This window comes from Pseudomonas sp. FW305-3-2-15-E-TSA4 (genome assembly GCF_058787295.1).
The window spans coordinates 78,805-92,655 of the sequence record NZ_JBYSZP010000006.1 but is presented as its reverse complement, the minus strand read 5'-3'; the positions used below and the strand labels follow the sequence as shown (position 1 = coordinate 92,655).

11 protein-coding genes are annotated in these 13,851 nt (G+C 62.4%); 6 read left to right on the top strand and 5 right to left on the bottom strand.

Features of this window, described 5'->3' with window-relative positions; genetic code table 11:
• Positions 1-9: 9 nt before the first annotated feature.
• Positions 10-531: a Csu type fimbrial protein gene (locus AC3WMV_RS10030; RefSeq protein ID WP_103369270.1), complete on the bottom strand. Its 522-nt coding sequence runs from the start codon at positions 529-531 to the stop codon at positions 10-12.
• Positions 532-818: 287 nt separating this feature from the next.
• Between AC3WMV_RS10030 and zapE the strand changes: the two genes are divergently transcribed.
• Positions 819-1,940: a cell division protein ZapE gene (zapE, locus tag AC3WMV_RS10025; RefSeq protein ID WP_103369269.1), complete on the top strand. Its 1,122-nt coding sequence runs from the start codon at positions 819-821 to the stop codon at positions 1,938-1,940.
• A 213-nt stretch (positions 1,941-2,153) separates the two neighbouring features.
• Entirely contained in the window at positions 2,154-3,467 is a 1,314-nt protein-coding gene (locus AC3WMV_RS10020) for a protein kinase (RefSeq protein ID WP_103369268.1), read from the top strand.
• Between the two features lie 124 nt (positions 3,468-3,591).
• Here AC3WMV_RS10020 and AC3WMV_RS10015 read toward each other — a convergent pair whose 3' ends face one another.
• Positions 3,592-4,296 carry a YebC/PmpR family DNA-binding transcriptional regulator gene (locus AC3WMV_RS10015; protein ID WP_027614601.1) on the bottom strand — a complete coding sequence of 235 codons (705 nt, stop codon included), beginning with the start codon at positions 4,294-4,296 and terminating at the stop codon, positions 3,592-3,594.
• Between the two features lie 219 nt (positions 4,297-4,515).
• Here AC3WMV_RS10015 and AC3WMV_RS10010 point away from each other — a divergent pair, with 219 nt between their 5' ends.
• Entirely contained in the window at positions 4,516-5,901 is a 1,386-nt protein-coding gene (locus AC3WMV_RS10010) for a type VI secretion system Vgr family protein (protein WP_103369267.1), read from the top strand.
• A 686-nt stretch (positions 5,902-6,587) separates the two neighbouring features.
• Here AC3WMV_RS10010 and AC3WMV_RS10005 read toward each other — a convergent pair.
• On the bottom strand, positions 6,588-7,979 hold the full coding sequence (locus AC3WMV_RS10005) for an FAD-dependent oxidoreductase (RefSeq protein WP_103369266.1): 1,392 nt from the start codon (positions 7,977-7,979) through the stop codon (positions 6,588-6,590).
• Positions 7,980-8,050: 71 nt separating this feature from the next.
• Positions 8,051-9,376: an MFS transporter gene (locus tag AC3WMV_RS10000; protein ID WP_103369265.1), complete on the bottom strand. Its 1,326-nt coding sequence runs from the start codon at positions 9,374-9,376 to the stop codon at positions 8,051-8,053.
• A gap of 270 nt (positions 9,377-9,646) precedes the next feature.
• Between AC3WMV_RS10000 and AC3WMV_RS09995 the strand changes: the two genes are divergently transcribed.
• Positions 9,647-10,519, top strand: a complete 873-nt coding sequence (locus AC3WMV_RS09995) for a LysR family transcriptional regulator (protein WP_097088195.1) — start codon at positions 9,647-9,649, stop codon at positions 10,517-10,519.
• A 96-nt stretch (positions 10,520-10,615) separates the two neighbouring features.
• Here the strand turns inward: AC3WMV_RS09995 and AC3WMV_RS09990 are convergent, their stop codons facing one another.
• Entirely contained in the window at positions 10,616-11,476 is an 861-nt protein-coding gene (locus AC3WMV_RS09990) for a LysR substrate-binding domain-containing protein (RefSeq protein WP_103369264.1), read from the bottom strand.
• A gap of 113 nt (positions 11,477-11,589) precedes the next feature.
• On the opposite strand from AC3WMV_RS09990, the gene AC3WMV_RS09985 reads away from it, so the two are divergent.
• Both AC3WMV_RS09985 and phnX read left to right on the top strand, forming a co-directional pair.
• Positions 11,590-12,699, top strand: coding sequence for a 2-aminoethylphosphonate--pyruvate transaminase (locus AC3WMV_RS09985; RefSeq protein WP_103369263.1), 1,110 nt, complete (start codon positions 11,590-11,592; stop codon positions 12,697-12,699).
• 143 nt (positions 12,700-12,842) lie between these two features.
• Positions 12,843-13,670, top strand: coding sequence for a phosphonoacetaldehyde hydrolase (phnX, locus tag AC3WMV_RS09980; protein ID WP_103369262.1), 828 nt, complete (start codon positions 12,843-12,845; stop codon positions 13,668-13,670).
• Positions 13,671-13,851: the final 181 nt, after the last annotated feature.

Sequence of the window (13,851 nt, the reverse complement as noted above, 5' to 3'; positions counted from 1 at the left end):
ATCCTGCACTCACCAAGTCACGGTGACTTTCACCAGATCCGAATAGCGGCTGACCTGCGGCACCTGCGCCAGACGCCCGATCCGCGCGTAAAGCGGCAACTCCACCGTGCCGGTGTCCGGCACCCGGCCGCTGACTGGCACGTTCACCACCAGCGGCACCCGGCGCGCCGCGTCCTGATACAGCCGATATGGAATCGGCTGGCTCCCCGCCGCCCCCGCCATGTAGCGAACCTCGCCAACGCCACCATGCAGGCCACCGTCGACCCGCAGTTGATACGGCGTGTCAGGGTTGCATTCCAGACGTGGCAACCGTTGGTTGGTCAGCGCCGCACCCAGTGGCCCGGCCGGGTCGTCGAGACGCGCAATACTGCCGAAATCCAGCACGCCCAATTGTTCGATACCCGCCTCGCGCTGTTGGCCGATCAACTGGCAGCCACGCTGCACGTCAACGCGGACTTCGACCTGAAGATCCGCCGCATGCACCGAGACCCCAAGCACCCCGAGCAGGACCATCACCACACGTACAATCACTGTCCCATTCCTTGTGAGGGAACATCCTGGATGACGTTACTGTGTTTCAGGGTAGCAACGGACAACGAATCCGCCAGTCGATTGGATCCATGGATCTGCCGGGATATGTTTCGAAAGTTTGGCAACACGGCGAATTACATCGCTGAAAATAGCTGTACGTCCCGCACAAATCTGTTCAGTGATCGCCCACAGTCGACTAGCCGCGATGGAAGCCGGGCGCAGCCTCTGGTTACACTACGGCGCCGCGCTCCCGGGCGCCGGTCTGATGAACACGGAGTGACTGCACTGTGCCCTCTCGAGCGCCCAAACGATCGCCACTGACCCTACGCTGGTCGGCGCTGCGCCGCTGGTTCGCCAAGGGCCGGCCCGCGCATGCCGGGCATGACGCGAATGCCCAGTCGATCCGGGACTATTTCCGGCACAAGGCCCATGGTCAGGGTTACACCCTCAGCCACAGCCAGCAGCGGGTGATCGATTGCATGGCGCAGCAGGCCAGCCTGTTGTTCGGCACCAAGCCGCAAACGCCGCCGAGCCTGTACCTGCATGGCGCGGTCGGACGCGGCAAGAGCTGGCTGCTCGACGGTTTCTTCCAGGCACTGCCGACCGCGCAGAAACAGCGCGTGCATTTCCATGAATTCTTCGCCCGGCTGCATCAGGGCATGTTCCACCATCGCGAACAGGACGACGCTCTCGGCGTCACCCTCGACGAGCTGTTAGATGATTGCCGGGTACTGTGTTTCGACGAATTTCATGTGCATGACATCGGCGATGCGATGCTCATCACTCGGCTGTTCAAGGCCTTGTTTCAGCGCGGAATTCTGCTGCTGGTGACCTCCAACTATCCGCCGGAAGGCTTGCTGCCCAACCCGCTCTATCACGCGCGCTTCAAACCGGTGATCGAATTGATCAACGCCCGAATGCAAGTGATGGAGGTCGGCGGCCCGCACGATTACCGCAGCCAGGCGAGCAACCATGCGCATCAGGTTTTCACGCAGGGCCACTATGTGTGGCCAGCCACCGCAACCCAGCGCCAAGCGCTGAACCTGCCGCCCGAAGGTGCCCCGGCCATTGCGTTGCCGGTGGGCAGCCGACACGTTCAGGCGCGCCTGTGCGATGGCAGCCGGGTCGCTTTCGCCTTCAGCGACGTGTGCGAGCAACCGACAGCGGTGATGGATTATCTGGAGCTGTGTCGGCGTTTCGACCAGTGGATCATCGACGACCTGCCGGAACTCGGTGAGTGCTCGATCGCCGCACAACAGCGCTTCATCAACCTGATCGACGTGCTCTACGACCAGGACAAGCACCTGACCCTGCTCAGCCGCTTGCCACTGCGCGAGGCCCTTGGCGGGAATGCCATCGATCTGGCGCGCACCCGCAGTCGCCTGGGGCAGTTGCAGGAAACCCACTGATCCACTCAAGTCCCTTGTGGGAGCGAGCCTGCTCGCGAAAGCGTCCTGTCAGCCAATATTTCGCCAACTGACACTCCGCCTTCGCGAGCAGGCTCGCTCCCACAGGAATTAAAGGGGCCTCCAGTTCAGATCAATGCAAATCCCGGCTTTGCCGTTATCATGTCGCCCATTCCGAGCGCCCGGCGCTTCTTTCCTTTGATAGTGAACATCCCCATGCACACCCTTGCTCAATTGCGCGCCGGCGAGTTGTCGGGCATTACCCGGCTGGATCTGTCTTGCGGCCTGACCGAGTTCCCCCGGGAGATTTTCGAGCTGGCCGATACCCTGGAGGTACTCAACCTCAGCGGCAACGCCTTGAGCAGTCTGCCCGATGATCTGCACCGCCTGACCAGGATGCGCATTCTGTTTTGCTCGGACAACCACTTCACCGAGGTGCCGGAATGCGTCGGAAAATGCGCGGCGCTGACGATGATCGGCTTCAAGGCCAACCGCATCAGCCACGTGCCGGGCCCAGCACTGCCGCCGCTGCTGCGCTGGTTGATCCTGACCGACAACTGCATCGAAAGCCTGCCCACCGAACTGGGTGAGCGCCCGTATCTGCAAAAACTGCTGCTGGCGGGCAATCGCCTGCAAGCGCTGCCCGCCTCAATGAGCCAGTGCCATCGCCTGGAGCTGATCCGCATCGCCGCCAACCAGATGCGTGAACTGCCGCAGTGGCTGCTGACCCTGCCGAGCCTGACCTGGCTGGCGTATGCCGGCAATCCGCTGGAGACCGAAGCCGATGCCGCCGCGCTGGAAGCCACGCCGCTGATCGACTGGTCAGCGCTGCGTCTGGAACAACGGCTGGGCGAAGGCGCCTCGGGGGTGATTTCCCGGGCGCAGTGGCAGCGCGCCGACGGCTCGCAGGTGCCGGTCGCGGTGAAGCTCTATAAAGGTGAAATGACCAGCGACGGTTCGCCGCTGCACGAGATGAACGCCTGCATCACCGCGGGCTTGCACCCGAACCTCATCCGCGTGGAAGGCCGTATTCACGGGCATCCCGATGGCCAAAAGGGGCTGGTGATGCAACTGATCGACCCAAGCTTTCGCAACCTGGCGGCATTGCCGAGCCTGGCGAGCTGCTCGCGGGATGTGTATGCCGAGGACTGCCGCTTCAGTGCCGAAGTGGCGCTGAACATTGCCAAGGGCATCGCTTCGGCGGCCGAGCACTTGCATCAACAGGGCATCACCCACGGCGACCTCTACGGCCACAACATTCTGCTGAACGATCAGGGCGATTGCTTGCTCGGGGATTTCGGCGCGGCGTCGTTCCATGCCACCACCGACAACCTGGAAACCCGGGCACTGCAACGCATCGAAGTGCGGGCGTTCGGGGTTCTGCTCGGGGAATTGCTGGCGCGCGTCGACTCGGGGTTGAGCGATGAACAACGCGAGGTGCTGGAGGCGCTGGAACAGCGTTGCTGTCAGCCGGACGTGCTGGCGCGGCCGGGGTTCAGCGAAGTGATCGAGGTCCTGGAAACGCTTTAACTGACGCAAATCCTGTGGCGAGGGAGCTTGCTCCCGCTGGACGGCAAAGCCGTCCCAAAAACAACGACTGCCGCGCAGCCGAGCGGGAGCAAGCTCCCTCGCCACAGTTTATCTTTGCAGCAAATCAGCCCGCCAGACCGACAAACATGTCCTGCACGTCGTCGTGGTTGTCGAGGCCTTCGAGGAACGCTTCAACTTCAGCCATCTGCTCGGCGCTCAGGCCGCTGACCGGGTTCTTCGGCTGGTAGCCGAGTTTGGCCGACAGCACCGTGAAGCCTTGCTCAGGCAGGGCTTTCTGCACGGCGTCGAGGTCGGTCGGATCGGTCAGGAACAGGGTCGCGCCCTCTTCGCCCGGCTCGAAGTCCTGGGCACCGGCCTCGATCGCGGCCATTTCCGGATCGGCGTCCGGGGTGTCCGGCGACGCTTCGATCATGCCGACGTGGTTGAAGTCCCAGGCCACCGAACCGGAAGCGCCCAGTTGACCCTTGCGGAACGCCACGCGGATTTCCGCGACGGTGCGGTTGATGTTGTCGGTGACGCACTCGACGATCAACGGAACCTGATGCGGCGCGAAACCTTCGTACGTCACGCGGTGGTACTGCACGGTTTCGCCCAGCAGGCCGGCGCCTTTCTTGATGGCGCGGTCCAGGGTTTCCTTGGGCATCGAGGCTTTCTTGGCCTGCTCGACCACCAGACGCAGGTGTGCGTTGGTGGCGGTATCGGCACCGTTGCGGGCAGCGATGGTGATTTCTTTCACCAGTTTGCCGAAGATCTTGCCCTTGGCGTTGGCTGCCGCTTCTTTGTGTTTAACCTTCCACTGTGCGCCCATTACTCACTCTCTTGATCTGTGGCGCCGAGACATCTATTGGCCGACGCGTGGCGCCAAGTTTATACGGCCTAAAGTCGGCAATCGACCAAAAAAATCATTGTTGAATCGACATCGTCACCACGACTTGTAGGGCGATTCTGAAAAGCCCACCAGCCATGACCATTCGTGCTCGCGTTTTCGTACCCTCTGCCGTCCGTATTGCCCACAGAGCCCGTACGAATGCTCAATGATAAGGAAAGCCCGTTCACCCTGACCCTGACCGACGGCCCGCTGTGCCTGCCGGTCTTGCGTTTCAGTGGCAAGGAAGCACTCAATCAGCCGTTTCGCTTCGAAATTGAAATGATCGGTCTGGCACCGGCGTTGCCCCCAGGCAGTCTGCTGCGCCAACCGGCGTTCCTGCGCCTGGGCGCCGATCACGGGATCCACGGTCTGATCCACAGCGTCAGTTGCGAGCATCGCGCCAGCCACCGCATCGGCTACCGGCTGATCCTCGTCCCGCTGCTGCTGAGCCTGGACCAGCCGCCCCGGCGCCGGGTCTTCGTGCAAACGAGCGTGCCGACGATCCTCGCGCAATTGCTCAGCGAGCATGAGTTGCCGGCGGACAGTTACCGGATCGAAATGAGCGTCGGCCAATACCCGCCGCGGCCCTTTTGCATCCAGTACGAAGAAAGTGACCTGGCCTTCGTGCAACGGCTGTGTGAGGAGGAAGGCATCCACTATCACTTCGAACATCACCCGAACGGGCATGTGCTGGTGTTTGCCGATGACAACCTCAGCCTGCCGCAGGAACCGTTGCCGGTGCCGTTTGGCATCACCGACGACACACCATCACCGCGCGTCAGCACGCTGTTTCAGCGCCATGACGCGCCACCGGTGATGGCTGCGCACGGCATTCGCAACCGCGGGCAGGAGGCCATCGCCACCGACGCGGCCAACCATCCCGTGCCCGCACTCGCACCGCAGAACCTGTCCGGCGAACAGCGTCACGCCGAACAACGCAGCCGTCGCCATCTGCAGCGCCAGCGCTGTCAGTCGCGCTCGATCCGGGGCACCTGCGATTGCAGCGCGTTGCGCAGCGGGCATCTGTTACAGATCAGCGAGCATCCGATCAATACCTTCAATGAACAATGGCTAATCACCGAACTGCACCACCAGGGCCAGCACCCCTCGATCCTCGACCCGACCACTGATGTGCATCGCTATCGAAACGACTTCACTGCCCTGCCCTGGTCAAGCGATTTTCGCCCGCCATTGGCACAGCCGCGCCCGAACATCGGCGGCTACCATCTGGCACAAGTGCTGGGATCGCCCGGCCAGCCCGCGCAACTGGATGATCGCGGGCGCATCGGCGTCAACCTCTGGCCGGCGCAGACAACTGAGTCTGCATGCCTGTGGCTGCCAATCGCACTGACCGGCGCCGGCCGGCTCGCCACCCACCAGTTGCCCCGCGCCGGCAGTGAGGTGTGGGTCAGCTTCCTCGACAGCGACCCGGATCGACCGATCCTGTGCCTCGCCAACACGCGTCCCGCGCCACCGAGTGAAACACCATCACCGCGCGACAGCAGCCTGTTGCTCGATTGGCTGCTGCACGGTGCCGATCCGTAAGCGCCGCGAATATAGGAATTGAGTACAGCGGCCGAAAACTGGCTGGCTGGGAGGTGGCTATCGCCAGCAGGCTCACTCCTATAGTTGGATTGGGTGGGGGCTGTTGGAGGTTGGTTGGCTATCAGGCCGCCTTCGCTGGCAAGCCAGCTCCCACAGTGGATTGGTTGTGGGCAGTTAGAGATTGGCTGGTTTTGAGGTCGCTATCGCGAGCAGGCTCACTCCTACAGTTGGATTGGGTGTGGGCTGTTGGAGATTGGTCGGCTGGGAGATTGCTATCGCTGGCAGGCCAGCTTCCACAGGAGAGCTAAAGCCGGCCGCATGCTTTTCACCACTCAAATGGCCGAGTGTCAGCTCGCCGAAAGCTCTTGATCTTGCCGTGCCGGCCCCATCGGCAGGCTGAGTGAAGGGGTTTATCCGGGGGTGGGAGCGCAGCGACCGTTCGACGAAGTCGAACACATCGAGAGGAGGTGCAGCGAAGCAAACCGGAGGCGATGCCCCCCGGATGAATCCCGTAACGAAGGAACCCGAGCCTAGGCGAGGGCCGTACGCCGGGGCCAAGCCTTTTGCTTACTTTTCGGCGTCTGGAAAAGTGAGTCGCTGTAAGAGCGAAACCATAAGAAGCCGTTACCGCAGAAACGGATATGTACTCGGTAACTCAAAAGAACGCAGCGCTCGCCAGCCCCCAATCACCCCTTGTCAGCCTTCCCCGCCGCCGCCGCAAACTTCGCCAACCGCACATCCAGATGCCGCGGCCGCCGCCCATGATCCTCTGCCCGCTCCTTGCGGCGAATCGCATTACGCACCATCAACGACCCCAGATACCGAATCGGCTCCGGCGGAAAATACCCCAGCGGCCCGTTCACCAACGGCGAACGTGTCCAGGGGTTATCGAGCCCCTGCACCAACGAGGCAAGAATCTGCCCGCCCATGTGACACGGCCCGACGCCACTGCCGGAATAACCAAAACCATAAAACACATTGCCACTGGCACTCATCTGCCCAAAAAACGGCAACCCGGTCACCGAACGATCCGACGGCCCATTCCAGGTCGCATCGACTTTGACCTCGGCAAACGCCGGAAAAAAATCCCCGAGGCTGCGCTTGAGCAAATCCGCATACGGCGAAGGCTGATCGAACACCGGCAGCATCCGCCCGCCAAACGCGAAGGTATTCCCCCCCTTGCCAAGCATGATCCGGCCGTCCGGCGTGTTGTGGTAGTAGTGCACGAAAATCCGCGAATCGAGCACCGTAACGCCGCTGGTCAAACCGATTTCCTGCAGCAGATCCGGGCGCGGCTCGGTGATCAGCATGTCGCTGGAGACAATCGCCACGCTGCGTTCGAACTGCGGGAACGCCCGGGCCATCCACGCGTTCATCGCCAGCACCACGCGGTCTGCAATCACGCTACCGCCAGCGGTGTGAATGCGCGCCGGACGGCCCTCCTCCAGGCCGGTCATCGCCGTGTTCTCGTGGATCTTCACGCCCAGTTGCAACGCCACCCGACGCAGCCCGCGCACCAGTTTGCCCGGCTGCACACTGGCCGCCGCTGGCGAGAACCAGCCTTCCAGATGCTTGCTGGAACCGGCCATGCGCTGCACATCGGCCACCGGGCGTTGGGTAAAGGAGTTGATGCCATTACGCTCCAGCGTCGCGATCACGGCGTCGGTCGAACCGACCTGCGCCTTGTTGGTGGCGGTGTACAGCGTGCCGTCGAGGCGATAATCGGCATCGACGCCGTACTGTTCGCAGAACTCGCCGATGGCGTGGATGCTGCGCTCGGATTCCTTGACCAGGCGCACCGCCTCCTCGACGCCGAACAGCCGCTCGAGGGTGAAATACTTGGCCGACCACGACAACGCGCAACCACCGTTGCGGCCACTGGCACCCGCGCCGCAGATGTCGGCTTCGATCAGCAGCACATCGAGTTCAGGGTTCTGTTGCTTGAGCATGATCGCCGTCCACAACCCGGTGTAGCCGCCGCCGACGATGCACACGTCGCTGCGCACTTCGCCTTGCAGTGACGGACACGTCGCGGATGGATCGGCCTGCAAGGCCTGTTCGAGCCAAAACGGTCGCATGGGATTCTCCAGTCAGATGGCCACGACACAGCCTGCCGCGAGCGCCGCAGCAGGCCGCAGGGCAAGGGTTTTCAGTTACGCAGGGGTTTGATGGTCAGTGGGCAATTGGGAATGGCCGCGCGCGGTTCCATCACCCCGACCGGGCGGCTGTTCCAGTGCGGAATCAGCACCAGCGCCGAGAACAAAGCGCAGCCGGCGAAGACGATGAACACCGTCACCGAATCGAAGTAACCCGGCAGCAATCCGCCGAGCACCGCGCCGACCGAGCCGCAACCGTTGACGAAACCGGCTGCCGTGGCACCGGCCTTGGCCTTGCCGAAGTCGATGGCCGCCGCGCCGCTGATCATCGAATCCGGCCCGTACAGGGTCAGGCCCATGACAAACAGCAACGCCACCACCAGCATCACGCTGCCGGTGTGCAACGCCCCCATGAACAGCGCCAACGTTACGGTCAGTGCCAGCAGACTGAGGACGCAGGCCGGCATGCGCCGGGCGCCGAACAGTTTGTCCGAGGCCAGACCGATCATGATCGGCCCGAGCAGACCGGCCAGTTCGAACGAGGTGGGAATGATCGCCGCGCCGACCTTGCCGACACTTGGCATCTGCTCAAAGACGATCACCGGGCCCCACAACAGAATCGCGTAACGCGCCGGTTTCAACATGAAATACGCCAGGCCCAGCACCAGCACCGTGCGGTTGCGCAGGATTTCCTTCAACGGCTCCCAGACGCTGAGCTTGCTGTTGGCTTCGGTTTCCGCGGCACTGAGTTCCGGCTCCGGTTCAACCGCCGGCAGGCCGACGTCTTCCGGTTTGTTGCGCTGAAAAATGAAGAACAACACCGCCACCACCGCGACCACTGCCGCGCTGGAAATGAACGCCGCGTGCCAGGTGCCCATCAGCGTATACGCCCACCAGCCGGCGAACGGCGAGGCCACCAGACCGCCAAACGCGTAGCAGGAGCTCCACAATCCGAGCACCCGCCCACGCTGCTGCGCCGGGAAGAAACTCCCAAGGTTTTTACACAATCCCGACCAGCCGGTGGACTGCGCCAGCCCCTGGATCAGCATGCACGTGGCGAAGATCGGCAAGGTCGCGAAACTGCCCATCACCAATGCCGCGCCAGCAGAAATCAGCAGCCCGCCAAGCACCACGACCCTCGGGCCGAAACGGTCGGCAAGCATGCCCCAGGTGAATTGGCCGATGGCGTAGGCCGCCAGATAGATCGCATCGAGGTTGGCCATGGCCATCTTGTCGAGCATGAAGGTCGGGTCTTCGGCGATGCCCAGTTTGGCCACCGAAAACGCTTTGCGGGTGAAATAGAAAGCGGCGTACGCGAGCCAGGTGACAGCGAAAATCTGCATGCGCCAACGCGCAATGGTGCCGATGTGCTTGTTCATTGTGGTTCTGACCTCAGGGTGTGAGTGTGCCGGCAGAATCGTTAAGTAAACGCCTGTGTTTTTTATTGTTGAGCACTGCGCCAGCGCCCCATCCCTGATGGCGATAGCGGTCAGATGAGTCCTGTTGTTGCACGCACAGGCTCATCGCCGACGCTGCTGTCCGAGCGGACAGTCAGCGCTGGCGTGAGCGGATCAAAGCAATTACTGTTTAATAAATAAAATCGATTTATCGTATTTCACACATAAGCTCAGCTTGTTACTGGAGGCTGCATGTCGGTGTCCCACGCCCAGCTCAAAGCCTTCCACGCCGTGGCCGTGCATGGAAGCTTTACCAAAGCCGCCGAACGGCTTTTTCTCACTCAACCGGCAATTTCCGACCAGGTGCGCAAACTCGAAGAGCGCTTTGGTGTGTTGCTGTTCCATCGCAACAAGCGTTCGGTGCGCCTGACCGATCTCGGTGAGCGGCTGCTGGCGATTACTCAGCGGCTGTTTGTGATCGAGGCTGAAGCCCAGGAACTGCTGCAGGAATCCCAGGCGTTGCAGACTGGCAGCCTGATTCTCGCAGTGGACGCACCGATACACGTGCTGCCGCAAATCGCGCGGTTCTGCGAGCGGTATCCGGGGATCAGCGTGAAGATCGAGACCGGTAACACCGATGAATCGCTGTTTCGCCTGTTCAACTATCAGGCCGATCTGGCGCTGCTCGGGCGCGATGTCACTGATGAACGTCTGCTGTGCGTGCCGCTGCGTAACGACCCGATGGTGGCGTTCGTTTCGCGCCATCACCCGTGGGCCGAGCGCGAGTCGATCTGTCTGGCCGATCTCGATGACACGCCGCTGGTGCTGCGCGAGCACGGCTCGGTAACCCGCCAGACTCTGGAAGAAGAAATGGCCCGCGCCGGTTTTCGCATTCGTCCGGCAATCCAGGTCGAGGGCCGGGAAGCCGCGCGCGAGGCGGTGGTGGTGGGGATCGGTGTGGGGGTGGTGTCGGCGGCGGAGTTTGGCGCGGATTCGCGGGTGTGTGCGTTGCCGATCACCGATTGCACCCGGCGGTTGACCGAGACGCTGGTGTGCTTGCGCGAGCAGAGTTCGCGGCGGGTGGTGGCGACATTTCTCGAGATGGTGCGCGAGAGTCTTGGGTAAACCGGTCTGGTCCCTTCGCGAGCAGGCTCGCTCCCACAGTTGAAATGCATTCCAATGTGGGAGCGAGCCTGCTCGCGAAGGACGCACCACGGTGTATCAGCCTGGCGCCAGACCGAAGAACGCTTGAATCAGGCGCAACTCCCGCCGCCGCTCCATGCAGCCAATCATGTGCCGATTGACCAACCCGTCGCCGACGATCGGAATCGCCACCACCCGCGGGTCATGGCTGACCTCCACCGAAGACACCACACCCACCCCCAGCTCCGCCGCCACCGCTTCGGTCACCGCCTCACGGCTGTCCAGTTCCAGCAGCACCCGTGGAATGACCGTCGCCTGCGCACACGCCTGATCAAAGGTGCGCCGGGTGATCGAACTCGGCTCGCGCAACACCATGATCACCTGATCCAGCTCCTTGAGCTCTACTTCGCCGGCACGCTGCGCCCACGCATGCGCCGCCGGCACCAGCGCGCAGATCCGCGATTCGCTCAACGCTTGCAGATGCAGGCCCTTGCGCGGTTCGACCTCGGTCAGCACCGCCACGTCCGCATGCTCGGACAACAGCGCGGCGAGGGTTTCCTGCGCATTGCCCAGACGCAGGTTCACCGTGATTCCGGGATAGCGTGCGCGCAGGCTGGCGAGCATCGGCATGACCATGTGCGGGCCGTCCGCCGCCACTTCCAGACGCCCGGTGAGCAATTGGCGGTTGGCTTCGAGCAGGGTCTGCGCTTCTTCGGCCAGACCGAACATGGCGCGGGTGATCGCCGCCAGTTTGGTGCCCTCCTCGGTCAGTTCCACCCGGCGTGCGGTGCGACGCAGCAAGGTGATCTGGTAGTGCTCCTCCAGCGCCTTGATGTGTCCGGTGACCGCCGGCTGACTGATGAACAGGCGCGCGGCGGCGCGGGTAAAGCTGCCTTCCCGGGCCACGGCGTCGAAGGCGCGCAGCTGGAACAGATTCATGGATAACCCTCACTGATGGCTGGCATAACAACAAACAATTTGATTGATAGACCGCCGAATTGCAACGTATGCCCCGTAGCTTCATCCCACAGCGCTATCGCGAGGACACACGAATGAGTACTGCCGCACCCATCCTGCTCACTCCCGGCCCGTTGACCACCTCGGCCCGCACCCGCCAGGCAATGATGGTCGACTGGGGGTCATGGGATGACCGCTTCAATCAACTGACCGCCAGCCTCTGCGAGCAATTGCTGGCAATCCTCAACGGCGCCGCCACTCACCACTGCGTGCCTTTGCAGGGCAGCGGCACCTTCGCTGTCGAAGCCGCCATCGGCACACTGGTGCCGCGTGACGGCAAGGTGCTGGTGCTGATCAATGGTGCCTACGGCAAGCGTCTGGCGAAGATCTGCGAAGTGCTCGGCCGCTCGTTCAGCACCTTCGAAACCGCCGAAGACGAACCGACCACCGCTGCCGACGTCGACCGCCTGCTGCGCGCCGATGGCGACATCAGCCACGTCGCGCTGATTCATTGCGAAACCAGCACCGGCATTCTCAACCCGTTGCCGGAAATCGCCGAGGTCGTCGCGCAACACGACAAACGCCTGATCATCGATGCCATGAGCTCGTTCGGCGCACTGCCGGTGGACGCGCAAAAAGTGCCGTTCGATGCGCTGATCGCCGCTTCCGGCAAGTGCCTGGAAGGTGTGCCGGGGATGGGTTTTGTTTTCGCCCGCAAGGAATCGCTGGCAGCAGCGGCCGGCAACTCGCATTCGCTGGCGATGGACCTGTATGACCAGCACACGTATATGCAGAAGACCGGCCAGTGGCGCTTCACTCCGCCGACTCATGTGGTCGCGGCGCTGCATGAAGCGCTGTTGCAATACAACGAAGAAGGTGGCCTGCCCGCGCGGCATGCGCGCTACGCCGCCAACTGTCAGGCGTTGATGGAAGAGATGGGCAAGCTCGGCCTGCGCAGCTTCCTGCCGGCAGCGATCCAGGCCCCGATCATCGCCACCTTCCATGCCCCGCAAGATCCGCGCTACCAGTTCAAGGACTTCTACGAACGGGTCAAGGCCAAGGGTTACATCCTCTACCCCGGCAAACTGACCCAGGTCGAAACCTTCCGCGTCGGCTGCATCGGCCACGTCAACCCGGACCAAATGCGCCAGGCCGTGGCGGCAGTGGGTGAAGTGCTGCGCGAGATGGAAGTCCTCGATATCTGAAACACCACTAATCCCCTGTGGGAGCGGGCTTGCTCGCGAAGGCGGAGTGTCAGCCGCCATCAATGTTGAATGTGCCGCCGCATTCGCGAGCAAGCCCGCTCCCACAGTTTTGAACCGTATTGCCAACTCAGGAATTGATTGCCATGAACTACACCAACCCAAGCAAACTGCAAGCCGCCATCCTCGACTGGGCCGGCACCGTGGTCGATTTCGGCTCGTTCGCGCCAACGCAGATCTTCGTCGAAGCCTTCGCCGAGTTCGACGTTCAGGTGTCCATCGAAGAAGCCCGTGGCCCGATGGGCATGGGCAAGTGGGACCACATCCGTACCCTGTGCGATCAGCCGCAGGTCGCCGAGCGTTATCGCAAAGCGTTCGGCCGCACCCCGACCGACGATGACGTGACCGCGATCTACAACCGCTTCATGCCGCTGCAGATCGAGAAGATCGCCGAGCACTCGGCGCTGATTCCCGGCGCACTGGAAACCATCGCCAACCTGCGCCAGCAAGGGATCAAGATCGGTTCCTGCTCCGGCTACCCGAAACAGGTGATGGACAAGGTCGTGGCGCTGGCCGCTACCAACGGCTACGTCGCCGACCATGTAGTCGCCACCGACGAAGTGCCGAACGGTCGCCCATGGCCGGCTCAGGCCCTGGCCAACGTGATCGCCCTGGGCATCGACGACGTCGCGGCCTGCGTGAAGATCGATGACACCGTGCCGGGCATCCTCGAAGGTCGTCGCGCCGGAATGTGGACCGTGGCGCTGATCTGCTCGGGTAACGCGCTGGGCCTGGACTACGCCGGCTACCGGGCGCTGGGCAGCGACGAACTGGCCAGCGAACGCAAACGCATCCACGCGCTGTTCGGCGATTCGCGCCCGCACTACATGATCGACACCATCAGCGACCTGCCGGAAGTGATTGCCGACATCAACAAGCGTCTGGCCAACGGTGAGATGCCGCAATCGAGCTGATCGCGCGTTTGGTCAAACAATAGAAAACGCCAGGGTCTTCGCGACACTGGCGTTTTTTTTGGCTAAAGCCCTGACTCAGCGCAGTGAAACTCCGATCAGCCTCAGGCAAATCCGCCAAAGCGGATTACAGTTAAAGCATGCCGTCGCACAAGAACGGCACGTGGCGACCCTGATCTGTGAG